The organism is Variovorax sp. YR266 (assembly GCF_900107295.1).
GTDB lineage: Bacteria > Pseudomonadota > Gammaproteobacteria > Burkholderiales > Burkholderiaceae_C > Variovorax.
The window spans coordinates 102,134-127,152 of record NZ_FNPM01000004.1; the positions used below are offsets into that span (position 1 = coordinate 102,134).

Here is a 25,019-nt window from a genome sequence, read left to right on the forward strand (position 1 = left end):
CCCTCGCTGCGGAAGCAGTCCATGTTTGTTGCCGTGAATTCCTTTCTCTCGCCCTTCTGCGGAAGGTTGCGCCGCGCCGTGCTGGCCGTGGGCTTCGTGTGGGCCGGTGCTGCTGTCTCGTCTGTCTTGTTCGCTGCTCCGGCCTCGGCCGCCAGCCTCACGGTGCTGATGGGCGACGATGCCGCGGCGTCTTCCGAGTTCGTGCAGCAGCTGCGCGCGGACCAGGAGCCCGGCGGCAAGTTCGAGCTGGTACGGCTCACTCCCGGCGGCGCCGATCCGCAACCGCCCGCGGAGGCAACGGACACCGAGCGCGCCGCGAACGCCGGCGTGCGCACGCGCAGCCTGCGCACCGCTTCCGACGCGCCGCTCACCATGGCCGTAGGCCCCGCCGCCGCGCGCGCCGCCGTCGAGCGGCCGGGCCAGGAGCCGCTGGTGCTGGCAATGCTGAGCCGGCTCGAATACGAAACCCTGAAGGCCAGCAGCCCTGCCCTGCGGCGCGGCGACCGGCGCGTGGGCGTGCTGCTGCGCGACCCGGCCATGGCCGACCAGCTCGCGCTGATCACCGCCGTGCTGCCGCAGAAGCACCGCATCGGCGTGGTCGCCACGCCCGAGTCGGAGCCGCTGGTGCGCGAACTGCAGCGCGCCGCGCAAGGCGCGAACCCGCCCTGGGACCTGCGCGTGGAATACGCGCCCGACGCCAAGTCGCTCGCCAACGCCCTGCGCCAGGTGGTGCCGCTGAGCGACGCGCTGATGGTGCTGCCCGACCTGATCGGCGACAGCCAGGCGGCCACGCTCTCGGTGCTGCGCGCCGGCGCGAGCGCGGGCCTGCCGGTGTTCGGCGCAAGCGAAGGGCTGGTGCGCTCGGGCGGCCTGGCCGCGGCGGTCTCGACGCCATCGCAACTCGCGCAGCAGGCCCGGCTGCTCGGCCAGAAAGTGGCGAGCGCGGGCACGGGCAGCAGCAACAGCAATGCGCCGCTGGTGGAAGCGGCAACGCCCGCCACCGTGCGCGTCAACGCCACCGTGGCACGCGGACTCGGCCTGCGCATGCCGGAAGAACGGGAACTGACCGACCGGCTCGCAGCCCCGCGATGAGCACCGCACCGCCCTCTCAAGGCCCGCCGGGAACAAACGGGGCCGGCGCGCCCGCGCCCATGCCCACGCCGCCGCCCCAGTCGCCCCACACGCTGGTCGTGCGCGGCAACCTGCAGCGCGATCTGTTCCGTCTTGGCGTGGTGCCGTGCGCGGCGGTGGCGCTGGCGCTCACCGGCTGGTTCACGCACAACCGGCTGCAGACCCTCGAAGCCGCCTTCGACGCCGAAGGCCAGGCCGTGGCACGGCAGGTGGCGGCCATGTCCGATCTGAGCCTCTACGCGGGCGACCTGCCGGCGCTGCAGAACGTGGCCAATGCCGCGCTGCGCGGCGGCCAGGTGACGCGCGTGGAGATCAGCAACAGCGCGGGCGTGTACGTCACGGCCGGGCCCAAGACACCGTCGCTGGCGCAGCTGCGCATGTTCACCTCGCCGGTCACGCTGCGCGAGGCCTCGCGCGCCAGCGCCTTCGCGCCGGCCGGCTCCACCGCTGCGGGCGACACGCCCATCGGCCTCGTGCAGACCTTCCGCGACACCACCGCCTACACGCGCGAACGCAGCCGCTCGCTCTTCGCGGGCATCGGCATTGCGCTGGTGGCGCTGGTGGCGGCATGGGCCTCGGTGCGCCACATGGCACGCACGGTGGCGCGGCCGCTGCGGCGCGTGTCGCGCACGGTGGCGGCGCTGGAGTCGGGGCATTTCGAGGTGCGCTGCGACGTGGTCGAGGGCGGCACGCGCGGCACGCACGAACTCGCGGTGCTCGCGCACGACATCGACCGGCTGGCCGAGCGACTGCAGCGCAACCGACAGGTCAGTGAAGAGCGCGTGCGCGAGGCCACCGCCGTCGCATTGCAGCGCATGGCCGAGGCCGAGCAGGCCGCGCTGTCGCGTGCGCGCTTCCTGGCGGCAGCGAGCCACGACCTGCGCCAGCCGCTGCATGCCATGGGCCTGTTCATCGACGGCCTGCTGCCCGGTGCCTCGCCCACGCAGCGCCCGGCCGTGCTGCGGCTGCAGGAGAGCACCGAGTTCATGGGCGTGCTGCTCGACGACCTGCTCGAGATCTCGCGGCTCGATGCGCAGGTGCTGACGCCTGCGATCGCCAAGGTACCGCTCGCCGCGCTGTTCGACCAGCTCGATGCCCAGCACGCCGCCACCGCCGTCGAGGCCCGCGTGCGGCTGCGCTGGAGCGACCGCGGCCTGGCCGTGCGCACCGACGCGGCAATGCTGCGGCGCATCGTCGGCAACCTCGTGACCAACGCGCTGCGCCATGCGCCCGAGGGCGGCACCGTGCTGGTGGCCGCACGGCGCAGCCCGGCCGGCGTGCGTATCGAGGTGCGCGACAACGGCGTGGGCATCGCGCCGATCCACCAGGGCCGCATCTTCGAAGAGTTCTACCAGGTGGCCAACACCGAGCGCGACCGGCGCCGCGGCTTCGGGCTGGGGCTGGCCATCTGCGCGCGCATCGCTGCGCTGCTGGGAACCCGCATCACCGTGCGATCGGCGCTGCAGGCAGGCAGCACTTTCAGCTTCACGCTGCCCGAGGCGCGCCTGGCGGACATCACGCCACCCGAGCCGCCGCCGCTCGCCGTCGCGCCCCTGGCCGGCCTGCGCTGCCTGGTGGTGGACGACGACCCCGCCATCCTCGACGGCAGCCGCGCGCTACTGGAGCAATGGGGCTGCCAGGTCGAATGCGTGACCAACGGCCCCGAGGCCATCGCGCGGCTGGGCACCGGCGACCTCCACTACGACGCTGTGCTGTGCGACCTGCAACTGGCGGGCGAAGGCGACGGCGTGGACGTGATCGACGCCGCCAAGCGCCTGCAGCCCGACGCGCTGGCGGTGCTGGTGTCGGGCGCCACCGGGCCCGAGGTGCTGCAGCGGCTGCGACATGGCGGGGTGATGCTGCTGACGAAGCCGGTTGCGCCAGCGAAGCTGCGGGCGCTGCTGACCACGCGGCGGCATGTGCACATCGCCTGACCCCGGCGCTTTCTACGCCCGTGAGAACTGCCGGCGATACGCAGTGGGCGATACCTTGAACGCCGACATGAAATGCTTGCGCAGCGACACCGCCGAGCCGAAGCCGGCGCCGGTCGCCACGCGCTCGACCGGATGGTCGGTGGTCTCCAGCAGCCGCTGCGCCAGCGCAAGGCGCTGGTTCTGCACCCACTGGCCGACCGTGGTGCCGGTGGATTCGCGAAAGCGCCGCGTGAAGTTGCGCCGGCTCATGAGCGCGCGCCGCGCGAGGTCGTCGAGCTCGTGCGGCGTGTCGAGGTGGCCACCTAGCCACTCCAGCAGCGGCGCGAGGCGGTCGCGCTCGGCTGTTGCGGGCACGGGCTGCTCGATGTACTGCGCCTGCCCGCCCTGCCGGTGCGGCGCGACCACCATGCGCCGCGCGGCGCGGTTGGCCGTCTCGGCGCCGTAGCGCACGCGCAGCAGGTGCAGGCAGCAGTCGATGCCCGCGGCCGTGCCGGCGGAAGTGAGCACGCTGCCGTCGTCCACGTACAGCACCTCGGGCTGCAGCTGCACCTTCGGATATTGCTTGGCGAAGGCCGGCGCCAGCTTCCAGTGTGTGGTGGCGGGCCGGCCGTCGAGCAGCCCCGCCTCGGCCAGCACGAAGGCGCCCAGGCACAGGCCGACCACGGTGGCGCCGCGCCGGTGCGCGGCCTGCAGCGCGCGGATCAGCTCGGGCGGCGCCGCGCTGCCGTCGTCGCGCCATGAAGGCACCACCACGATCTGCGCCCGGCGGATCGCCTCGAGCCCATGCGGCACCACGAGCGTGAAGCCCGCGTTGGTCTGCAGCGCTCCGGGCTCCGGCGCGCACACCCGCATGCGAAAGCGCGGCGCGCCGGTATCCGTGCGGTCTTCGCCGAAGACCATGCAGGGCACGGACAGGTGAAAGGGGCTGATACCGTCGAAGGCGACGACGGCGATGGTTTCGATGGCCTGGTTGCGCATGGCCCGATCTTATCGATGAATGGCTTTCGGGCCACTGTCGCGAAACGGTGCAAAGGCGAAGAATCAGGCCATCCGAACAACCAGAGAGAAGGAGCATTTCATGAGCAACAACACCGCCAACGCCCCACGCCGCGCCCTCGTCGTGATCGACGTGCAGAACGAATACTTCGAAGGCGGCGGCCTGCCGATCGAATACCCACCCATCGAAGACACGCTGCCCAACGTGACGAAGGCCATGGACGCGGCACGCGCCGCCGGCACGCCGGTGATCGTGGTGCGCCACCATGCGCCCAAGGGCGCACCGGTGTTCCAGGCCGACACGCACAACGGCCAGCTGCACCCCGAGATCGCGAAGCGGCCGCACGACCACCTCGTCACCAAGAGCTTTCCGAGCGTTTTCACCGGCACCGACTTCGCCGACTGGCTCGCGCGCCACGAGATCGACACGCTGAGCGTGGCCGGCTACATGACGCAGAACTGCGACGCTTCCACCGTGTTCGAGGCCATGCACCGTGGGCTGAACGTGGAATTCCTGGCCGACGCCAGCGGCGCGCTGCCGTACGAGAACGCGGCTGGCAAGGTCACGGCGGAAGAAATCCATCGCGTCTTCAGCGTTGTCTTCCACAGCAACTTCGCTGCGGTGACTTCGACCGACGCGTGGATCTCCGCGATGCGCGAAGGCCAGGTCATCCCGAAGGACAACGTCGTGATGTCCAACCGCCGCGCACGCGGCGTCGCCTGAACCGGGCGCGGATCAGAAGTCCGCGCAGCCGTTGCGCTTCTCGGTGTCCACGCAACTCGACAGGTTGGGCCGCGAGCGCACGCGCGACCATTCGCGCGCCAGCACGTCGCTGCCCTGCGTGGCGCGGTCGCCTTCCAGCGGCCCGGTGGCAAAGCAGATCGGCGGCGGGCCGATGTTGCGGTCGTACACCCAGGTGGCGGGCAGGTCGCGCAGCACGTCGGGGCGCGGCAGGTTGGGCAGCCCGCCGACGAACAGGGTGCCCGGCACCACGTTGACCGCATAGCCCTCGGCCGAGGTGAAGGTGCCATTGATCGGGTACGCGCCCTGCGGGCTGGCCTGCAGCGCCGGCGAGAACAGGAAGCCGGCGAAGCCCGCGCCCGTGTCGCCCAGAATGAGCCCGCCGATGCCGTAGCTGAACAGCGGGTTCGGATAGCCGAAGGGCCGGCTCGCGTTGGCGACGATCACCGTCGCCACCGGCTGCTGCGCGTAGATGAAGTGGTTGGCGCCCGCGGGAATGCTCACCGCGCACAGGCCCGAATACGCGCAGTGGTACAGGTTGGGGTACAGCCCCGAACCCGCCAGGCCGCCGCGCGTCTCGCCCACCCAGGTGTCGGCCCACACGCGCCACGGCGCGCCGCCGATCGTGTAGCCGCCGGTGTTCTGGAAGCGCGAGGCCGCCACGAGATCGGTGCCGCTCGTGCTGCTCACGTTGGCGCCCAGCAGCAGGTCGCCGCTCAGCGTGCGCACGAACACCGTGTCGGCCGCCATCGAGGTGGCCGACACGACCTGCGGCGCATTGCCGGCGGCGTCGTAGCCGGTGACGCTCACCGAGCCCAGCTTCACGGTGTCGACATCGACATACCGGAAGGCGCCGGCCGCGCCGCCGCCCACGGTGTCGGCGCTCACGTTGTTCGCCGCCTGGTCGAGCAGCACGCTGCCGCCGGTGGAGCGTGCCAGCAGCGTGCCGGCAGTGATTGGCGCAGCGGCTGTCTGCGTGATGTTGCCGCCCGAGATCAGCCCGACCTTCGACGCCGTGAGCGCGCCGCCGAGCTGGATGTTGCCGCCACCGCCGTTCTGCAACGTGAGCGCATTGGGCACGCCGAGCGGCCCGACGACGTTGATGTCTGCCGCATGGGCATTGCTGCCGGCGACGATGGTGGGCGCGTCGAGCCGCGTGAACTCGTCGGCCGACACCGCAAAGCCGGTGGCCGCCGTGCCGCCGAGCGTGATCGGGTTGGCCGTGCGATCGACCGCGTTGCCTGTCGCGTCCACGCCTCCGGGGCGCAGGTTGAGCACATTGCCCGCGCGCACGGTTCCGCCCACGACCAGGGCATCGACGGTGCCGTTGTTGCTGGCTCGCAGCACCACGTTGTTGTTGCCGTTCACCTGCGCGCCTGCGGCGATGGTGACGCCAGTGCCGTTGGCCTGCGACTCGCCCGCGATGTCGACGTTGCCCACGCCGAGCGTAGTGACCAGCGCTGTACCAGCCACCAGCACGCCGCCCGAAGGCGCATCCAGCGGACCAGGCGTCACAAGGCCGCGAATGCCGATGTTGCCGTCTACGCTGCGGACCACCGTCGCGCCGGTGATGTCCACGCTTTGCACGGACAACGGAGAAAGACTGTAGTTGTAGCTGGCGCCGATACCCACGATGTCGATGTCGCCGCTGGTGGTCAGTATCTGGCTTGCCGCCGTGCCGTTCTGGATGCGCACGCCATCGCCATGCTGGCCGACGCCGGTGATCGAGACATCGCCGGTGCTGCTCTGGATGGTCACGCCCGTGAGGTCGACCGTGGGCACCGTGCTGAAGACGGTGGTCGGCAGGGTACGCCTGCCGCTCAGTTGCACGAAACCGCTCGGCCCGCCGTCGCCGCCCGCGATGGTGCGCGTGTCGATCTTCGTACCGTTGAGCGACAGCGCCGAGTTGCTGTTCGCACCGGCATCGGCGTTCATCGTCACATTGCCGCCGTTGGTATTGATCGCGCCGTTGAAGCTGATCGTTCCGCCCTGCCCGCCCACGCCCGCGTTGAACACCACGTTGAGTGCGCCGTCGGCCGACTGGATGGTGTTGCTGTTGCCCGATCCGCTGATGTTGTGCGCGGCGTCGAGCTGGAAGGTCAGGGGCGCACCGCCGGTCGTGCGCTGGATCGCCGCCAGCGTGTCGAAGCTGATGTTGCCGTCGGTCGCCACACCGCCGGTGCCGGTGGTGATGGTCACGCTGGTGCCCTTGTCGAGCGCGGCATTGATATCGCCATCCTGCACTGTCGAATTCGCCATCGGCGCGAAGGGGTCGCCCGTCAGGCTGCCGCTGGCCGTGCCATGGGCGATGATGACGTTGTAGGGGTCGATAGTCCACGTGCCGGCCGTGCCTACAGGCGCCGAGGCGCCCACGCGCACACCGGTCAGGTCGAAGTGCGGCGCCGAGGTCTCGATGTTGCCGCCGTTGCCGCCGGCACTGCCGCCGCGCGCCGACAGGCTGCCGTAGCCGCGCAGCGTGTCGCCCGCGATCACGTTCACCGTGCCGCCGTTGCCCGTGGCCGACTTCGCGTCGGCGCGCAGGCTGGCCTGATCGCTGATGGCGATGGTGCCGGTGGCGCGCACGTCGATGGTGCCGGACTGGCCCGCGCCGCCCGCGTCGATGGTGGTCACGTTGTCGAACGCGTCGGTCACCAGCACGTTGCGCCCGTTGAGGCTGACGGTGCCGCCCGCGCCGGTGCTGCTCGAGACGTCGAGCACCGGCAGGATGGTGGTGCCCGACTCCAGGTCGCGCAGGTTCACGCGCCCCACGCGCACGTCGCCGCCGCGGCCGTCGATGGCAATGCGCCCGCCCTCGGCGCGCACGGTGCCGCCGGCTTCCATTCCGAGCACCACCGCCGATGCGTCGTTGCCGACGGTCGCGGCGCCGTTCGCCACGTCGAAGCCCTTGCCGCCAGCCGTGCCCGAGATCGACACGTCGCGCCCCTTGCCGGCCGTGATGCTGCCCCCGAGGATGGAAACGCCGTTGCCCGCGCCGTAGCTCACGCCGGCGCCGCCGTTGGCGGCCGATGCCGAGGTCAGGAAGGCGCTGTTCGCCGTCAGGCCCTGCATGTCGCTGCCGGTGCCGTCGATGGCCACGCGCCCGCCGGCATCGATGATCGCGCCGCGCATCGAGATGCCGCCGATGTTGCCCGTGGTCACGTCAGGGAAGGAACTGTCGACGAAGTCCACAGTGCTGCCGTACACCGCGACGGGATCCGTGGCCGTCCAGCTGCGCGAGCTGCCGGTGATGTTCACATCGCCTGTGCCGGTGCGCAGCACTGTGTCGTTGCTCTCGGTGCCGTCCAGCAGCACGCCACCCGCGCCGATGCCGCCCGCGCCGGTGATCGCGATGTTGCCCGCGCCGGTGGTCAGGCTGCTGCCCGAGACTTGCACGCCGTCAGCGCTCACGTAGTAGTTCGGGTCGCCGGCCGAGCTGCTGGAGCCCTGCCCGCGCAGCACGATCGAGCCGCTGCCGCCGCAGGCGCCCGAGGCCATCGCGCAGGTGTTCAGCGTGCTGTCGAACAGCGAGATGCCCGCGCGGCCGATATTCGGTCCGCCATCGGTGGGCGCGATGCCGCCGACCGCATAGCCGTTGGCCGCGTCGCTCTGCCCGTAGAAGCGGATGTTGCCGCCGTTGGTGACGATGCTCGCGTTGTTGAGCTCGATCACGCCGCCGTCGGTGCCACTGGCCGAATTGGCGTTGAAGTCCACGTGCAGCGCGCCGCTTTCCGAGCGGATCGACGAGCCGCTGGACATCTGGATGTCGCGCAGCGAATCGACCGTGAGCCGCGCGTCGCGCCCCTGCGACTTGACGATGCTCGCGTTGTCCTGGAATCGCACGTCGTGCGACTCGCCATCGTTGGAGCCGGTGCGCAGCGTCACGTCGGTCGAGCGGCCCAGCGTGTTGCCGATGGCTGTCGTGCTGATGCGCGTGTCGGCCGTGTTCTGCGCGTAGTCCGACGGGTCGTAGGGCGGCACAGTGTTGTCCACATTGAGCGTGCCCTTCGACTCGACCACCCAGGTCCCGTTGGCGCCGCTCGCACCGCCCGCCGCATCGATCTGCGCCAGCTCGGTCACCTCGACCTGCCGCGCCGTCGTGGTGATGGTGCCGCCCGCGCCGCTGCCCGCACCGCGCGCCTGGATCTGGCCGGAGACGTGCGTGTAGTCGGCGCTCAGGTCTACCGTGCCGCCTTGCCCGTTGGCACCGGTTGCGTTCGCGCGCAGCACCGAATCGGGCGACATGCTCACTGCGCTGTTGCCCGTTACCTGGATCTGCCCGCCCTTGCTGCCGCTTGCATCGGCGGTCAGGCCAGACATGCGCACGTAGTCGGCGCTCGCAGTGATCGAGCCGCCGGCCACGCCCGCCTCGGTGCCTGTCACGTCGAGGGTGCCGCCGAGCAGCATCTCGTTCGAGCGCGCCGGCGACTGGCCGCCGTCGAGCACGATCTCGCCGTTGCGCGTGGACAGCGAGAGAGCCCGGATCACGCCGGTCTGGCTCACCACGAGCTGGCGTGCATCGACATCCGCCGCGGCCGCCATCAGCACCACGCGACCGCCATTGGCCGTGATGTTGCTGGTGTTCATGAGCTGCGCGGTCGTCGACTTGCTCTCGTCAGCGGCCTGCAGGTCCGCGAGCTTGAAGGTGGTCTGCCCGTCCAGCGGCACCTTGAAGGTCGTGAGCCCGTCGCCGTCGAAGTCGAGGTTCATCGTGAGCTTGCTGGCCGACACCAGGCCCACCGAACCGCGCGCGACGTTGATCTCGCCGTCGTTGCGCACCGAGCCGCCGACCAGCGCCACGGTACCGCCCGGCGATGCGGTGATCGACGCGCCGCCCTCCACCCTCACCTGCGCGATGCTGCCCGAGGGACCGACGAAGACAAGCTGCTCGCTCTTGTCGAAGGCCTTGTTCTCCGAGCCCGCGGGCATGAAGTTGCTGTTGGCGATGTCCAGCGTGGACGCGACCAGCCCGCCCACGTTGACCGACGAGCCCTTGCCGAACACGATGCCGCTCGGGTTGATGAGGAACACGCTGCCGCCGGGCAGGTTCGGGCTGCCGATCAGCGAAGTCTTCAGCGTGCCGTCGATGCGCGACGCCTGGATGGTGCCGCCGTCACCCACCACGCGGTTGAGCAGCACTGCACGCGTGCTCGGCTGCGCGATGTTGACTGTGTTGGTCGCGCCGATGGAGAAGGTCTGCCAGCTGGCGATACCGCGCAGGGACGGCTGGGTGATGCTCATCACGTTGCCGCTCTGCGTCATCGTGACGCCGCCGGCAATGGGCGTGAAGCCGGTGGGCAACACCTGCGCCATGGCCGGGGCCGCGCCCGCACAGATCAGCGACAGCGCGATGGGCCGCAGTTGAAGCCGCTGTGGAAATCGATTGCGTTGCTTCATGGTCAGAACGCCTTGATGAGCTGCACGTACAGCCTCGGGTTGCGGCCACCGCCGTCGGTCTGCGCAGGCGGCGTGCCGGCGCGCCAGGCGAGCGTGGCGTTGATCGAGAAATTGCCCGGCCGCGACCAGCTCAGGCCCACGCCGTAGCCTCGCAGGCTGTGGCTGTTGATGCCGTCGTAGGGCGTCGGGTTGCGCACGATCTTTCCGTGCGCGGCGTCGTAGAAGAGGAAGGGCGTGAGCTCTTCGTTGAGCGACCAGCGCCATTCGACCGTGCCGATCACGCCCTGGTCCACCAGCAGTTCGCCCGAGGGATAGGCACGCACCGCGCGTGCGCCGCCGAGCGCGAGTTTTTCCGAGGCGTCGAGGTTCTTGCTGGCCCACTGGCCACCCAGCGACAGGTACAGCGAGTGGCGCGGCACGATGGCCTGCAGGCGCGAGAGCTGGAAGCTCAGCTTGGTGAAGCCGCCTTCGGTGTTGTGCCCCGTGATGCTGCGATCGAAGTCGCGGCTTTCCGGATCGCGGATCGAGAGGTTGCCGTGGTACAGCGTGCCCGAACTGGCCCAGTAGCCGCCGCCCAGCAGTTCGTCGCGGCGCTCCCAGGTCCAGCCCAGGCTCAGGCCGTTGACTCGCTTCTTCGAGCTGAAGTCGGCCGCGCGCAGTTCGTCGGTAAGGTCTTTCACGTCGACGCCCAGGCGCAGGAACAGGTTCTGCTGGCGCTGTCTGATCAGCGGATAGTTCAGCGAAAAGTCGAGCACGTTGGCACGGCCGCGCGCATCGAGGTCGACGAACTGGCCGCCAAGCTCGTAGCTCACCCGCGACAGGCCAACGCCCGCGCGAAGCCCGCTGGTGCCGATGGGCGCCTCGTAGGCAATGCGGCCGTATTGCAGCGCGTTGCTGTCGGACACCATCACGCGCATGTCGAGGTTGTCGCCGATGCCGAAGGGGCTGAGCCAGCGCGCCGTGCCGCCCACGCGGTAGCGGCCCGATTCCTTGGTGCCGTGGTTGTCGGCCTCTGCCGTGAAGGCCCAGCGCGGCGCGGCCGCCACTTCGACCGACAGGTCGGTGGTGCCGGCCTGCGCTCCTTCCTGCAGTCCCGAGGACACCTTGACGCCGGGCTGGTCCGACAGCAGCAGCATCGCGCGTTCATAAGCCGGCGCGCTCACGGCCTCGCCGGGCTGCAGTGGCGCGAGGAAGCCGCGCACGCGCGACTCGGCAATGGGCGCGTCGGGCGCAACCACCACGTCGACCTTGCCGAGGCGGCCTTCGATGACGCTGATCTCGACGATGCCGTCCCGCACGGTCTGCACGGGCACCACGGCCTGTGCGAGGAAGTAGCCTCGTTCCTTGTAGCGGGCGGTGATGGCCTTCGCCAGCTCTTCGAGGTCGGTGAGCGTGACGTCGCGGCCGATGTAGGGGCCGGTGATGGTCTGCAGCTCTTCGTTGGTCAACGCTTTGACGCCGTTGAGCCGCAGGTCGTTGAGCTTGAATGTCGAGCCTGTTGGGCGCGGCGGTGCCGGAAGGCTCTGCGGTGCGACGGCGCCCGTTGCTTGTGCCAGCGGACGGTCGCAAGTGCCGCAGGGGTCCTTGGTGGGCAGCAGTTCGGTGCTGTCGCCGGCATCGTTGGCCGACGTGGCTTGCGGTTCGGCCTGCGCCTGCTCCTGGGCATGCGCGCGATCGGCAGCCATGAAGAACATGGCCGACACCAGCGCGCCGGCGGCCCAGGCAACGGGACGCAGTGCGCTGCGCGGATCAAGAGCAAGGGGGCGGTTTCTGTTCATGGCATTGCGCATGGCTCAGCTCCCCACCGTCAGGCGCCAGTTACCGATCAAATTGAACGGCGCCCAGAAGAAGGGATGGGACATCTTTGGGTCCTTCAATACAGCGAGTTGCCCGGCCTGCATGGCCTTCTGGATGTCGCGGCCCTTGGCCAGCTCGCCGTAGAGCGTGCTCATGAGCACCGCGGTCGCGTCGTCAGACACCGGCCACAGCGAGGCGATCAGGCTGGAGCTTCCAGCCGAGAGAAACGAGCGCGTGAAGCCCAGCACCTCATCGCCCTGCGCGATGCGCCCCAGTCCCGATTCGCAGGCCGACAGCGTGACCAGCGCGGTGCCGTCCATCGGCAGCTCGAGGATCTCGTGCGCCTCCAGAAAATTCTGCTTCCCGCCTTCGTTGGCCAGCAGGATGCGCGAGTACAGCGGATCGACCGCGTCCGCCTCGGCATGCGCCGCCACATGCATCAGCGGCGAGCGCGAGGCCACGTCGCGGAACTGCGTCTTGGTGGCGGCCGCGCCCATGTACACGGTGTTGCGCGGGAACAGCTGCGCGAGCTGCTTCACTTCGGTCTCGGCGCCGGGCAGGTCGTACTTGTCCTCGATGCGCGGATTGCCGAAGGCCGTGAGCGATGCGTTCACGCGCGGCGTGCGCTGAGCGAGCTGCACCGCGATGCTGATCGACGGAGCCACCGCCACCGGATGCGTCTCGATGACGTAGCGGCCATCGAGCCGCAGCGCCTGGAACGGCAGGTAGTGCAAAGGCCCGTGCGGCACCACGATCAGCCGCTGCCCCGGTGCCAGGCCGAGCGGCCCGAGCAGCGCGGCGCCCAGCTTGTCGGCGTTGGTGATGGCGGTGCGGCGGCCGCGCACGATGGAGTTGCGAAAAGTCTCGACCAGCTCGTTGAGCTCGTCGCGCTTCACCGTCACCGTCTTCTCGGTGATGTTGCCGGAGCTCACGACCCACACCACGAGCCGGTCGGGCAGCGAGTGGAACTGCACCACGCGTTCGTCGGGCGCCAGCGTGCGTTGCAGCGTGGCAAGGTCGACGGTGTTGGCGGCTTGCTCGTTGATCTTCGCGCGGCCGCGCACCGCGTCGAGCAGCGCGCGCGAGCGGCTGTGCTCGCTCACCTCGAATGCGGCCCGCGCATCGCCCGCATCGCTGTAGATGGCCACGCCACGCTCGAACACCGTCTGCAGGTCCGAGAACAGGCCCATCTTGAATTCTTCGCTGCGGAACTTGGCGCGCACCTTGTCGACGTCGCCCAGCGCGCGGCCCACGGCCTCGGCCGCGGCCTGCTTCTGGCCCAGCGCGAGTTCGCTGCGCGCCACGCCGTCCCAGGCCCAGAGGCGGTAGTACTCGGTGTCCGCGCCGACCTGGCGCGCCGTGAGCGCGCGGTACATGTCGCGCGCCTCGGCCGGCTTGTTCTCGGCCAGCAGCAGGCGGGCGCGGGTGCGGTCGAGCTGAGCGGTGAGCGGTGCGTCCTTCGGCGGCGCCATGGTGCCGAGCACTTCGCGTGCCCGTGCGGGGTCGCCCGATTCGATCAGCGCATTGACCAGCGAGGCCTGCACCAGCGGCGCATAGCGCTGCGAGCTGTTGGCCAGAGCTTCGTCATAGCTGAGAACCGCGCCGGAGAAATCGCCGCGGCGCGTGCGCACGTCGCCGATCACCTTCTGCACGGGGCCGACCACCAGCTTGGGGTCGCGCGCCTGGTGCCTGAGCGCTTCGCGTGCGAACTCTTCGGCTTTTTCGAGCTGGCCCGAGTAGCTGTAGACGATGGCCAGGTCGCGATTGGCCATGGCCATCAGGTTCGGGTCGTTGGTGGCGTTGGCCAGGTGCAGCGCCTTGCTCGCGGCGCGCACGCTCTGGCGAAACTCGCCGGCCTCGGCCAGCGCAACGGCCTGACTGCAGTACTGGTAGCCCGAGAGCTTGACCGCGTCCTGCCCATAGAGAACAGCGCCTTCGCTGGTCAATGCCAGCAAGGTGTCGGTGTCGGCCAGTCGGGCCTGCTCCATCTTGCTGGCCGCGGCTTCGGCGCTCGTCGCCTGCTGCGCCGATGCCAAAGAGCCGTAGCCCAGGAAAAGAATGCCAGCCAGACCGAGCGCACCTGCGAAGCCCGCACGATGACGTGCAGGGCGCTCCCATCCCCATCTTGAAAACCACGCCATTGAACCCCCTGCGTGCGGCCCATGCATCCGCTGCTGCGGATGTTCGACGCCGCGGGAGTGCGCGCCGTTCAGGCCTCGGGGGGAAAGTCTAGGAGCGGCCTCCTGCCGCGCCTATTCTCAATACGGTCTAGCGCTAAAGGACTAAGAGGGTGCTTGCGCCAGGTCAATTTACCGTGTGCGCGCCCAGGCCGTCGGAGGTGTCCTCCGGCAAACCGATCCATTGCACCGACGGATCGAAAGCGAGGCCCGGGTTGCGATCCCCCGCCTTGATGTCGGGCTTGCGGCGCAGGGTCCGGTTCAGCGTGCCGACTCCGCCGACGGTCCATTCGGTTCCAGGGTCAAAGCCGACTTGACCGAAGCGATCGATGACCACGCCCGATTTTTCCAGCGTCAGTGCATCGTCGCCATTGAAGTTGACTACGCCGCTGGTGAGCGTGCCTGCGGGCTTGAAGGCAGCCGTCGCACTGGCGTTCGCCAGCACCAGAACACCACCAGCAGGCAGGGAGCCGGAAAGCACCTGGGAGCTGGTTGGCGGCGTGGCCGTGCCGTTGGAATACAGCCTGACGGTATACAGGCTCAGGTCCACCGCCGATGCGGTCGGGTTGTAGATCTCGATCGCCTTGTTGCTCGCCGTGCCTTCCACGTATTCGCTGAAGAACAGATCCGGCGCTCCGGGAGGTACTACCACGACCACCGCGCTCACGTTCACGCTACCCGATTGCGTTGCGGTCTGGCCGGCGGAGTTGGTCAGCGTGGTCACCACGTTGTAGGTGCCCGCGGCCGCGTAGGTATGCGTCACCGTGCCGGTGCCAGGCGCTGTCGTGGCGGCGCTGCCGTCTCCCCAATCGACTGCAAGAGAAGTCAGCGTGGTCGCGCCGCCGGGCGTGGCTTCGAAGATGTTCACGCTGTAGGCTTCCCCGACCTTTGCGGCCGTCGGGACCGACGCACTGACGATGGGTTGCGTCACCGCGGCATCGGCCGCCAGGGTCAGGCCGACAAGCACAGGGTCGTGGTCCGATGCCCGGAAGGGCGTGGGCGCATAGCGGTCGTCGGTCGTGAAGTCGGTGTTGTAGTCCAGCGCAGTGGGCTCGTCGGCGTTGATGTGCCACACGCTCACGCCGCTGACCTGCGAGCCCAGCGAAGACGATGCATAGGCATGGTCGAGTGCGCCGGTTTCGCCGCCGAAGACATAGGTGTACCGGTTGTCGGCGGGCATGCGCTTGAGCAGGCTTTCGTTGCCGGCGGCTTCGAGCACCTTGGTCGGGTCTTCCAGCAGGTAGCTGTTGAAGTCGCCCATCATCAGTACGTCGGTCTCGTCCTCGTCCATGGCCTTGAGCTTGGCGACGAAGCTGTTCAGTGCGTTCGCCTGCTGGGTACGCGCCAGGTTGAAGCAGCCCTGCCCCTGGTCGATGTCGCCTGTGGTCGGGCAGCTGCCCTTGCTCTTCAGGTGGTTGACCACGAACCAGAAGCCGCCGTTGTTGCCCACGGCGCTGAATCGCTGGGCCAGTGGCGGGCGTCCGCTTGCAGCGGTGTAGTCGGCCAGGTCCGTGCCCGTCGGAAGAACGGCGTTGCCCACGCGCTGGACTTTCGCGGGCTTGTACAGGATGTCCACCTTGATGGCATCCGTGCCGAACACGCCGCTGTTGACGGCGGCATAGGTGTTCGGGCCGACCTTGGCGTTGAGGGCCGCCAGCAGGTCGTTCGTTGCCACGTCGGAGTTCTGGATTTCCATCAGGCCCACCACGTCGGCATCGAGGCCTGCGATGGCGGCCACGATCTTGGCCCGCTGCCGCTGGAACTCGTTCAGGTTGTTCGCGCCGCGGCAGTTGGCCGCGGATGCGGGACCGGTGCCGAACGAGCAACCCTGGCCGGTCTGGCCCGATGAGGTTTCTCCGTTCACGAACGTGGTGAAGTAGTTGAGCACGTTGAAGCTGGCTACCTTGAGCGGGCCGCTGACCACCGGTGCGGTCGGCGAGCGCGGATTGGCCTGCGCGAACACGGGCGCCACCGTTGGCTGGATGCGATAGGCCGCAAAGTTGTGGCTCAGGATGCCGGTGACTTTCTGCGTCGTATCGCCGATGCGTCGGGTGCCGTCGGTGCCTGCTGCGCTCAGGTACGGAATGGGGTTCGGGTTCTGGCGCGAGGAGCCGTCGTCCAGCACGATGCGCGAAAGCAGGTTCTGCGCATGGATTACCGCCGCGTTGCCGTTGGTGGCGTTGAACTGCCGTCCGTTCAGTGCCAGCACCATCTGGCCATAGCGGCCCAGCTCGAACAGTTCCGTCACGGCCAGGGGCTGCGCAATTTCGACCAGCATGCCTTCGTAGCGCTCCAGCGTTGATTCGTTGGCCACCGGCAGCGTGATCTGTGTCGGGCTGATTGCAATGCCGGAAGCGCAGACGCTGATGGCCAGTGGGTCCGCTGTCGTGCCCGCAATCTGCGTGAGGCTGTCGGGCTTTGCCCCGGCGCCCGCGGTCTGGCCGAACTCGGTCACCACGCCGGAGACCTGAACGAAATCGCCAACGGCCACACGGGTGGCGTTGTTCGGTGCATAGACAAAGACGCCTTCCGAGGTCAGCGGATCGGCATCGGGCACGAGCTGCTGCATGAAGAATCCATTCAACTTCACGGTCGTGGTGCCGGTGTTCTGGAAGTCACCGACGACCACGCCACGCACGGTCACGGGTTGCGTTGCCAGAGGACTCGTGTCGCCCGTACCTTGAACGGATGAGATGGCCGTGACCGGCGCATTGGCCGGAACGGCGGCGGTACATGTGGGCGGTGGCTGCTCCGCAACCGGCGGCGGCGTGTCTGTCGACGGCGGCGTGTTCGGCTGCGTGGTGCCCGCAGAAGGCCCGGGGATCAGCGGGAAGGAGGTCCCGCCACCACCGCCGCCGCAGGCGGTCAGCGCAAGGACCAGTGTCAGTGCCAGAGCTTTGAACTGCCAGGTCGGCCTCAGTGCGGGATGAGTCATGTGGGTTTCTTTGAATGAAGGGGGAACAGCGAGCAGACAGCGCGCGTTTATATGGACCATGTGTGTAGCCCCCGAGAAACCCGGACTCGTCATGGGTGATTGCCTGCTTGATTGCTTGCGTCGGCGCGACGCGCCACGCGCTGCAGGCCGCATTGCGGCCTGCAGACAGGTACGTCAAAAGCTTGCTAGGCCGGTACCGCGTCGATGTTCACGCGATCCCAATGGCGATGCTTCGCGATGGCGGCGATGAAGTCATGCGCGATCTGCGTTGCGGCAGTCGCATCGCCCAGGTTGGTGACCGGCGTGGCGGCCACGATCACGCCTGCTGGAGCATCGGAGTCGGCGGCAATGCCCAGCGTCGAGAGCAGCTGCACGCCCTCGCCCACGGTGCAGATCGCCTTGCAGTGCTTGTAGGCCTCCAGCACGAAGTGCACCGCATCGCCAATGCCCGCCAATGCAGCGACGCTTTCGCCGCCGGCTGGCACCAGCACCGCATCGAACATCACCGACGGCGTGTTCGCGAACGTCATGTCGACTTCGATCTGCCGCTTCGACGCGCTGGCCACGGTGCCCAGACGCGGCCCGACGACCTTGCATTGCGCGCCAGCCTGTTCGAGCGCATCGCGTATCGGCTTCAGCGAAGCCGAGTCGACACCGTCGGCCACGAGGATCGCGATCTTGCGCGTGCGGATCGAACCGTCTCCGGTGTCGGCCATGCTGAGCGCGGGCGATTCGTCGATGGGCAACTCGATGCGGTGGTCACGAAAGCCCGCGCGGCCTGCTGCCGCCTTGGCATCGGGCTCGCCGATGCCAAGCGGCTCGGCCACGCGGCGCGCGAGCTTCTCGTCCACGTGCGCGAGGTTGTCGACCATGCGCTGGCGGATGGCGGGCACTTCGAGCTTCGACAGCTCGAAGCGGAAGGCCGCGATGATGTGTTCCTTCTCGACCGCACTCTGGCTGTTGAAGAACAGGCGCGCCTGCGTGAAGTGGTCGTCGAACGACGGGCTGCGGCGGCGCACCTTGGGTGGATCGATCTCTTCGGGGAAAGACTGGAAGCCGTGCTGGCCGCCGTCCACGCGAAACTCCGTGCCGCTGCCCAGCGTGTTGGGCTCGTAGGCCACCTGGCCGCGCGCGATGGTCTGCCTGTGCATGCCGTCGCGCTGGAAGTTGTGGAACGGGCACACGCCCTTGTTGATCGGCAGCTCGTGGAAGTTGGCGCCGCCCAGCCGCGAGATCTGCGTGTCGGTGTACGAGAAGAGGCGGCCCTGGAGCAGCGGGTCGTTGCTGAAGTCGATGCCGGGCACCACGTGTCCCGGATGGAAGGCTACCTGCTCGGTCTCGGCAAAGAAGTTGTCGGGGTTGCGGTTGAGCACCAGCTTGCCGATCTTCTGCACGGGCACCATCTCTTCGGGAATCAGCTTGGTGGGGTCGAGCAGGTCGAAGCCGAGCGAGTGTTCCTTGTCCTGCGGAATCATCTGTACGCCGAGCTCCCATTCGGGGAAGTCGCCGTTCTCGATGGCTTCCCACAGGTCGCGGCGATGAAAGTCGGCGTCTTTACCCGCGATCTTCTGCGCCTCGTCCCATGCCAGGCCATGAATGCCGAGCCTGGGCTTCCAGTGGAACTTCACGAAGTGGCTCTCGCCGCGGCTGTTGACGAAGCGGAAGGTATGAACGCCGAAGCCTTCCATCATGCGCAGGCTGCGCGGAATGGCGCGGTCGCTCATGGCCCACATCAGCATGTGGGTACTCTCGGGCATGAGCGAAGCGAAGTCCCAGAAAGTGTCGTGCGCGCTCGCGGCCTGCGGCATCTCGTGGTGCGGCTCGGGCTTCACGGCATGGATGAGGTCGGGGAACTTCATCGCGTCCTGGATGAAGAACACCGGAATGTTGTTGCCCACGAGGTCGTAGTTGCCCTCGCGGGTGTAGAACTTGACGGCGAAGCCGCGCACGTCGCGCACCGTATCGGCGGATCCGCGCGAGCCGGCCACGGTCGAGAAACGCACGAAAACGGGCGTCTTCTGGTCCGGGTCCTGGAGAAAGTCGGCGCAGGTGAACTGCGACATCGACTTGTAGACCTGGAAGTAGCCGTGCGCCGCCGAGCCGCGCGCGTGCACGGCGCGCTCGGGAATGCGCTCGTGGTCGAAGTGCGTGATCTTCTCGCGCAGGATGAAGTCTTCCAGCAGCGTGGGGCCGCGCACACCCGCTTTCAGCGAGTTGTGGTTGTCCGGTATCTGCAGACCCTGGTTGGTGGTGAGGGTCGTCGGATGCTCGACGGTGAAGCCTTCGAGTTGCTGCTGCTTGGCGTTGCTGCCGTCGCTCGCCTTGGTGGCGCTGGCGCGGCGGCCCGCAGCGGCCTTGTTCTGTGGCGTCATCGTGGATCTGCTGGAATCTTTCATGGGGTGGGCACTCAGCCTGTTTCGTTGTTGCTGTCGAGGAACATGTCGAGCACGTTGACCACGGCGACGAGGCATATGCAGCCTGCCACGGCGGCAACGGCCCACACGAGGATTTCGTCGCCCCAGGTGCTGGCGAGCGTGTCGAAAAACGATGAAAGCTCCATAGGTCCCTCCAGGGATGCAAGCGAATTGCAAGGTTATGTTTCGCACCGCGCGCGACCCGTAGTGGCCGCCCTCCCCCGTCTGTGGGAGAAAGAGTGCGTGCAAGGTAGGAGCGCACCGACAACGCATCGCACCCGCCTACGCTGCTTCGCGGGTACTGGCCGTGGAGCCTGAAAGATTCGTCGCATAGCATGGGCCCACGGGACGGCACTGATCGTGCTTGTCTTTCATCGCACTGCCTCGCGCACCGGCCGCACCGCCCGGATCCCCTCAGGGAAGAAAGAACCCCATGCAGATCAGGATCGGCTTCGACATCGAACTCGGCGTCACCGCCCCCACGGCGGTGATCTACATGCTGCAGGTGCACCCGTCGCGTGCCCAGGACCTGCAAGGCGGCGAGAACATCACCCTCAGCCCGCCGATGGCCACCGACCACTACCAGGACAGCTTCGGCAACAGCTGCGCGCGCGTGCACGTGCCCGTAGGGGTGAGCAGCGTGCGTTTGCGCAACCACGCGGTGGTGTTCGACACGGGCTGGCCCGACCCGGTGGACTTCAGCGCCAGCGAGCATGCGGCGGCCGACCTGCCGGTGGAGACGCTGCCTTTCGTGCTGCCGAGCCGCTATTGCGAGGTCGACGGCGAATTGCTGCAGTTCGCCTGGGCCAACTTCTCGAACGTGGCGCCGGGCTGGTCGCGCGTGCAGGCAATCTGCGACTTCGTGCACCGGCATCTGCGCTTCGACTACCAGAATGCACGGGCCACGCGCACCGCTTTGGAGGGTTTTCGCGAGCGCACGGGCGTGTGCCGCGACTTCGCGCACCTTGCGATCACGCTGTGCCGCTGCATGAACATACCGGCGCGCTACGTCACGGGCTACCTCGGCGACATCGGCATTCCGCCGGTGCGCTTTCCGATGGACTTCAGCGCGTGGTTCGAGGTGTACCTGGGCAACCGCTGGCACACCTTCGACGCGCGGCACAACACGCCGCGCATCGGCCGCGTGGTGATCGCGCGCGGGCGCGACGCGGCGGACGTGCCGATCACGATGGTGTTCGGCGCGAACACGCTGCAGCGGTTCGAGGTGACTACCGAGGAAGTGCTGCAGTGAGCATCAACCTGCGGCGCGTGCAGCACCGAATCGATCGGGGCCAGGCCGGACTCTGCAAACCGTGGCGCGGGAAACCGAAATCAGAGATCGTCAAAAATTTGACAGTCTCGGTGCGACCCGATGCATAGCATCCGGCTCCACATGAATACCGACCTTTCTCACACCATGCGCACGCTCGAGCGCCTTCGCGAGGCACCGCTGCATACCCGCTCAGGCTGGGATCTCGCCCATGTGCTGCACCACGCGGCTCAAAGCATCGAATATTCCCTGGATGGCTTTCCACAGCTGAAGCCTGCCTGGTTTCGCGCCTCGTTGGGCGCCATGGCATTTGCAGTGTTCTCGGCGCGCGGCAAGATGAGCCATGGATTGGAAGAGCCGATACCCGGCGCGCCCACGATCGCTTCAGGCCAGCCGTTGAACGCTGCGGTGGAGCACCTGATGGACGCATTGAATCGTTTCGAACGACACAGCGGGGTACTCGCACCGCACTTCGCCTACGGCGCACTGGGCAAATCCGAGTACACGCGCGCTCATCTCATGCACCTGGCGAATCACTGGGAGCTGGTGGACGCAGGCTGACGCACACCCGAACAGCACCAACCGGATCGCGCGCCTGTGGACGGCTGGCCTGGCAAGCTCAACTTCCACGCACTGCCGGCATGCTCGCGGGAGCCTGGTTCAATTCGGAACTCGCGTTGGCGTGCTGCATCGACGCAGACCGATCGTGATTGATGAACAGCACGGCAATCATGCCGATGACAGCCGGAATGGCGATCGCAATGAAGTTCTGGTGCAGCGGCAGGCTCATGCCGACAAGCACACCGATCAGGATCGGCGCGAGGATCGCACCGCTGCGGCCCACACCCAATGCCCACCCGAGACCGGTAGAGCGGAACGCCATCGGATAGAACTGCCCGGTATAGGCGTTGGCGACGATCTGCGTGCCGATCGTCGAAGCACCAGCCAGTCCGACAAGGACGAACAACGCAGGCGTCGGCATCTTGAACCCGAGCAGCGTCAGCGAGACCGCGGCAAGCGCATACATTGCCGCGAGCACGTACTTGATGTGGAACCTGTCGGCGAGCCAGCCGCCGCCGATTGCGCCAACCATGGCTCCCGCGTTCAGCACCAGCACGAACGTCAGCGCCGAGCCCAGGCTGTAGCCGGCGCTGGCCATGAGCTTAGTCAGCCACGAACTCAGCGCGAAAACCATGAACAGGCACATGAAGAACGCAATCCAGAACATCACGGTGCTGAAGCCGCGGCCTTCACGAAAAAGGTGCCTGATCGGCGCGCTGTCGGCCTTGTCTTGCGCCGGCACGACGAATCGGTCCGTCGCCTGCGGCCGATAGCCGGGATCGAGCCTGGAGGCTATTTCCTTCAGCTCGTCGCTGCGGCCCTTGGCGAGCAGGAATGGCATCGATTCCGGAACCGACTTCAGGATGACGGGAATCAGGAGGACCGGCAGGCCCGCCGCGAAAAACACCGATTGCCAGCCGTAGGTTTCGATGAGCCCCTTGCCCAGAAGCGCTGCAATGATTCCGCCAACTGCGTAGCCACTGAACATCAGGGTGACCAGGGTCGCGCGAATCTTCCTGGGTGAGTACTCGGTCATCTGCGCGACCACGTTCGGCATCACGCCTCCGATGCCGAGCCCGGCAAGGAAGCGCATTGCACCGAAGGTGAAAGGGTCGTCGGCGAGGCCGGCTGCAGCCGTGAAAACGCTGAACAGGCCAATGCAGATGGCGATCGCCCAGCGACGGCCTATCTTGTCGGCAATGGTGCCGAGGAAGATGGCCCCGAACATCATTCCGAAGAGCGCCGAGCTCACCATGAATCCGGCGTTGGTCGCATCGACGCCCATCTTCGCCATGATCGAAGGCAGCGCAATGCCGACGACCGACAGGTCGTAGCCGTCGAACACAATGATCAGTGCGCACCAGAAAAGCACGCGCCCGTGAAAGCGGTTGAAGCGGGCATCGTCGGCCAGCTTGTGAAGATCGATTTGGCGCATGGCTCTTGTCTCCGACTGAATAGATCTCACGGCGAGGGTTGTTCCGCGACGGGCTGAATGATGGTCGCCTCGCAGTGGTGGGTCCAACGCATTTTTCGGATGTTCCCTATCAATCCTGGAAATTCTGGGGAGGGTCTACCCATGGATCGGACTGTCGCGGTGCCCTGCCCGCTCTTTCATGCGCCTGGCGAATGCGCGCTATCACCGATATTCGTTGGACCACATCCCGGCGCCTGCATAGATTCAGCAGCCAGGCGAACGCCAACGTGGCGCTGCCAGGAACCCAAGCAACGGCAGAGCCCGCGCGCACAAAGGAGATGGTCATGCAAGGCAAGATCGGCCTCGAGGAACACTTTGCGATTTCCGAGACGCTTCAGGATTCAGCCGGCTTCGTGCCGGGAGACTACTGGCGGGAGCTCAGCAGCCGCCTCCTAGACATTCACGAAGGGCGCTTGCGCCAGATGGATGAGCACGGCATGGAAATGATGATCCTCTCGCTGAATGCACCTGCCGTGCAGGCGGTGCCCGATCCGAAGAAAGCCTGCGAGCTCGCGATCCGCGCGAACGATTTTCTGGCGGAGCAGGTGGCGCGACGGCCCGACCGCTTCCAGGCGTTCGCAGCCCTGCCCATGCAGGACCCCGAAAGGGCCACCCAGGAACTCGAGCGGTGCATGACCGAGCTGGGTTTCCGCGGCGCCCTGGTCAACGGCTTCTCGCAGATCGGCACGACCGACAACGCCACCTACTATGACGCGCCGCAGTACGCCCCTTTCTGGGAGGCGGCGCAGCGGCTCGACGCGCCGTTCTACCTGCATCCGCGCAACCCGCTCGCGAGCGGAGCGCAGATCTACGAAGGCCACCCGTGGCTGCTCGGCCCTACGTGGGCCTTTGCACAGGAAACCGCCGTCCACGCCCTGCGCCTCATGGCCAGCGGCCTCTTCGATCGCCATCCCCGTCTCAAGATCATCCTCGGCCATCTGGGCGAAGGCCTGCCCTACAACATGTGGAGAGTCGACCACCGCAATGCCTGGGTCAAGGCGCCCAAGGGCTATCCGGCCAAGCGCAAGCTGTGCGAATACTTCCAGGAAAACTTCTATCTCACGACCTCCGGCAACTTCCGCACCCAGACGCTGATCGATGCGATGCTGGAAATCGGGTCGGACCGGATCCTGTTCTCGACCGACTGGCCTTTCGAGAACGTGGATCACGCTTCGAACTGGTTCAACGACGCGAGCATCAGCGAGGCCGATCGGACGAAGATCGGCCGGACGAACGCGCTGTCGCTGTTCAAGCTGAAGCAGTCCTGATTCACCCGGGCAGGCACGGGACCTAATGATCGACATCGACGAATGGACCATCACCAGCGCAGTCCGGAAAGCGCACGGTGCAACTTCCAATGCGCGCCTGAAGACCGTGATGGACAGCCTGGTGCGCCACCTTCACGACTTCGCACGCGAGGTGCAGCTCACCGAAGCCGAGTGGTCCCATGGCATCGACTTCCTCACGCGCGCCGGAAGCATCACCGACGACAAGAGGCAGGAGTTCATCCTGCTGTCCGATGTGCTGGGGCTTTCGACGCTCGTCACCGCACAGTGCAACCGGCGCCCTGCCGGATGCACCGAGGCGACGGTCTTCGGTCCCTTCTACGTACCCGACTCGCCGGCGTACAGGAACGGCGACGACATCGCCAATGGCGCGAGCGGTGAACCCTGCTTCGTTGGCGGAACGGTCCGCGGGATCGACGGCGAGCCGATTGCAGATGCGCGCATCGACGTCTGGCAGTCCGACGACGAAGGCTGGTACGACGTTCAGCGTCCGGAGCTGGAGCATGCGCAAGGTCGAGGCCATCTGAGCAGCCTCGGGGACGGCAGCTACCGGTTCAGATCTGTCGTGGCCGTTCCTTATCCGATTCCTCACGACGGCCCGGTGGGGCAACTGCTGGAAGAGCTCGGCCGCCACCCGTGGCGTCCGGCACACCTGCACTTCATGATCCGGGCGCCGGGGTACGAGACGCTCATCACCCATGTGTTTCGCGCAGAAGGTCGCTATCTCGACACCGACGCGGTATTCGGCGTGCGCAGCTCGCTCATCGCCGAGTGGAAGCGCAATGAGCCGGGCGTCGCGCCGGATGGCACCTGCATGGACGTTCCCTTCTACACGCTCGAATACGACTTCGTGTTGAACGACTCCAGGAACGACTAGGGTCTGTCAACGCCATTTCCGGCACCGCGAC

The 25,019-nt window shown here is 67.5% G+C and carries 15 protein-coding genes; 7 read left to right on the forward strand and 8 right to left on the reverse strand.

What is annotated here, in order from left to right; all coding sequences use genetic code 11:
• Positions 1–21 precede the first annotated feature (21 nt).
• Both BLW48_RS12425 and BLW48_RS12430 read left to right on the forward strand, forming a co-directional pair.
• Complete coding sequence (locus tag BLW48_RS12425; RefSeq protein ID WP_093054209.1) at positions 22–1,092, forward strand: ABC transporter substrate binding protein; 1,071 nt, start codon at positions 22–24, stop codon at positions 1,090–1,092.
• Positions 1,089–3,065: a hybrid sensor histidine kinase/response regulator gene (locus tag BLW48_RS12430; RefSeq protein ID WP_093054207.1), complete on the forward strand. Its 1,977-nt coding sequence runs from the start codon at positions 1,089–1,091 to the stop codon at positions 3,063–3,065. Before BLW48_RS12425 ends, BLW48_RS12430 begins: the two co-directional genes overlap by 4 nt.
• Positions 3,066–3,077: 12 nt before the next feature.
• Here BLW48_RS12430 and BLW48_RS12435 read toward each other — a convergent pair whose 3' ends face one another.
• Positions 3,078–4,043, reverse strand: a complete 966-nt coding sequence (locus BLW48_RS12435; RefSeq protein WP_093175073.1) for a GlxA family transcriptional regulator — start codon at positions 4,041–4,043, stop codon at positions 3,078–3,080.
• A gap of 100 nt (positions 4,044–4,143) precedes the next feature.
• On the opposite strand from BLW48_RS12435, the gene BLW48_RS12440 reads away from it, so the two are divergent.
• On the forward strand, positions 4,144–4,785 hold the full coding sequence (locus BLW48_RS12440; RefSeq protein WP_093175075.1) for a cysteine hydrolase family protein: 642 nt from the start codon (positions 4,144–4,146) through the stop codon (positions 4,783–4,785).
• A 12-nt stretch (positions 4,786–4,797) separates the two neighbouring features.
• On the opposite strand, the gene BLW48_RS12445 is transcribed toward BLW48_RS12440, so the two are convergent.
• The 6 genes from BLW48_RS12445 to BLW48_RS35405 form a co-directional block, all read right to left on the reverse strand.
• Complete coding sequence (locus tag BLW48_RS12445) at positions 4,798–10,197, reverse strand: two-partner secretion domain-containing protein (protein WP_093175078.1); 5,400 nt, start codon at positions 10,195–10,197, stop codon at positions 4,798–4,800.
• A 2-nt stretch (positions 10,198–10,199) separates the two neighbouring features.
• On the reverse strand, positions 10,200–11,975 hold the full coding sequence (locus BLW48_RS12450; RefSeq protein ID WP_256330763.1) for a ShlB/FhaC/HecB family hemolysin secretion/activation protein: 1,776 nt from the start codon (positions 11,973–11,975) through the stop codon (positions 10,200–10,202).
• Positions 11,976–11,990: 15 nt separating this feature from the next.
• The gene (locus BLW48_RS12455; RefSeq protein ID WP_093175083.1) at positions 11,991–14,135 is read right to left on the reverse strand and encodes a CHAT domain-containing protein; all 2,145 of its coding nucleotides are present in this window, start codon (positions 14,133–14,135) and stop codon (positions 11,991–11,993) included.
• A 163-nt stretch (positions 14,136–14,298) separates the two neighbouring features.
• Positions 14,299–17,106 (reverse strand): ExeM/NucH family extracellular endonuclease, encoded by a 2,808-nt coding sequence (locus BLW48_RS12460; protein ID WP_177142328.1) that lies wholly within the window; start codon positions 17,104–17,106, stop codon positions 14,299–14,301.
• A 185-nt stretch (positions 17,107–17,291) separates the two neighbouring features.
• On the reverse strand, positions 17,292–19,478 hold the full coding sequence (gene katE, locus BLW48_RS12465; protein WP_256330764.1) for a catalase HPII: 2,187 nt from the start codon (positions 19,476–19,478) through the stop codon (positions 17,292–17,294).
• 35 nt (positions 19,479–19,513) lie between these two features.
• Positions 19,514–19,666 carry a hypothetical protein gene (locus tag BLW48_RS35405; RefSeq protein ID WP_176928769.1) on the reverse strand — a complete coding sequence of 51 codons (153 nt, stop codon included), beginning with the start codon at positions 19,664–19,666 and terminating at the stop codon, positions 19,514–19,516.
• A gap of 287 nt (positions 19,667–19,953) precedes the next feature.
• On the opposite strand from BLW48_RS35405, the gene BLW48_RS12470 reads away from it, so the two are divergent.
• The gene (locus BLW48_RS12470; protein WP_093077051.1) at positions 19,954–20,772 is read left to right on the forward strand and encodes a transglutaminase-like domain-containing protein; all 819 of its coding nucleotides are present in this window, start codon (positions 19,954–19,956) and stop codon (positions 20,770–20,772) included.
• 141 nt (positions 20,773–20,913) lie between these two features.
• A complete protein-coding gene (locus BLW48_RS12475) occupies positions 20,914–21,351 on the forward strand; it encodes a DUF1569 domain-containing protein (protein WP_177142329.1) in 438 nt (145 codons plus the stop codon).
• Between the two features lie 58 nt (positions 21,352–21,409).
• Here the strand turns inward: BLW48_RS12475 and BLW48_RS12480 are convergent, their stop codons facing one another.
• Positions 21,410–22,786 (reverse strand): MFS transporter, encoded by a 1,377-nt coding sequence (locus BLW48_RS12480; RefSeq protein WP_093175093.1) that lies wholly within the window; start codon positions 22,784–22,786, stop codon positions 21,410–21,412.
• 323 nt (positions 22,787–23,109) lie between these two features.
• Here BLW48_RS12480 and BLW48_RS12485 point away from each other — a divergent pair, with 323 nt between their 5' ends.
• Both BLW48_RS12485 and BLW48_RS12490 read left to right on the forward strand, forming a co-directional pair.
• Entirely contained in the window at positions 23,110–24,093 is a 984-nt protein-coding gene (locus BLW48_RS12485) for an amidohydrolase family protein (protein ID WP_093175095.1), read from the forward strand.
• A gap of 25 nt (positions 24,094–24,118) precedes the next feature.
• Entirely contained in the window at positions 24,119–24,988 is an 870-nt protein-coding gene (locus tag BLW48_RS12490; protein ID WP_093175098.1) for an intradiol ring-cleavage dioxygenase, read from the forward strand.
• The last annotated feature ends 31 nt before the right edge of the window (positions 24,989–25,019 follow it).

Excerpts from the sequence above, each read along its gene's own strand:
- BLW48_RS12425 (WP_093054209.1), top strand. The coding sequence starts at position 22 with ATGTTTGTTGCCGTGAATTCCTTTCTCTCGCCCTTCTGCGGAAGGTTG.
- BLW48_RS12430 (WP_093054207.1), top strand. The coding sequence starts at position 1,089 with ATGAGCACCGCACCGCCCTCTCAAGGCCCGCCGGGAACAAACGGGGCC.
- BLW48_RS12435 (WP_093175073.1), bottom strand. The coding sequence starts at position 4,043 with ATGCGCAACCAGGCCATCGAAACCATCGCCGTCGTCGCCTTCGACGGT.
- BLW48_RS12440 (WP_093175075.1), top strand. The coding sequence starts at position 4,144 with ATGAGCAACAACACCGCCAACGCCCCACGCCGCGCCCTCGTCGTGATC.
- BLW48_RS12445 (WP_093175078.1), bottom strand. The coding sequence starts at position 10,197 with ATGAAGCAACGCAATCGATTTCCACAGCGGCTTCAACTGCGGCCCATC.
- BLW48_RS12450 (WP_256330763.1), bottom strand. The coding sequence starts at position 11,975 with ATGAACAGAAACCGCCCCCTTGCTCTTGATCCGCGCAGCGCACTGCGT.
- BLW48_RS12455 (WP_093175083.1), bottom strand. The coding sequence starts at position 14,135 with ATGGCGTGGTTTTCAAGATGGGGATGGGAGCGCCCTGCACGTCATCGT.
- BLW48_RS12460 (WP_177142328.1), bottom strand. The coding sequence starts at position 17,106 with ATGACTCATCCCGCACTGAGGCCGACCTGGCAGTTCAAAGCTCTGGCA.
- katE (WP_256330764.1), bottom strand. The coding sequence starts at position 19,478 with ATGACGCCACAGAACAAGGCCGCTGCGGGCCGCCGCGCCAGCGCCACC.
- BLW48_RS35405 (WP_176928769.1), bottom strand. The coding sequence starts at position 19,666 with ATGGAGCTTTCATCGTTTTTCGACACGCTCGCCAGCACCTGGGGCGAC.
- BLW48_RS12470 (WP_093077051.1), top strand. The coding sequence starts at position 19,954 with ATGCAGATCAGGATCGGCTTCGACATCGAACTCGGCGTCACCGCCCCC.
- BLW48_RS12475 (WP_177142329.1), top strand. The coding sequence starts at position 20,914 with ATGAATACCGACCTTTCTCACACCATGCGCACGCTCGAGCGCCTTCGC.
- BLW48_RS12480 (WP_093175093.1), bottom strand. The coding sequence starts at position 22,786 with ATGCGCCAAATCGATCTTCACAAGCTGGCCGACGATGCCCGCTTCAAC.
- BLW48_RS12485 (WP_093175095.1), top strand. The coding sequence starts at position 23,110 with ATGCAAGGCAAGATCGGCCTCGAGGAACACTTTGCGATTTCCGAGACG.
- BLW48_RS12490 (WP_093175098.1), top strand. The coding sequence starts at position 24,119 with ATGATCGACATCGACGAATGGACCATCACCAGCGCAGTCCGGAAAGCG.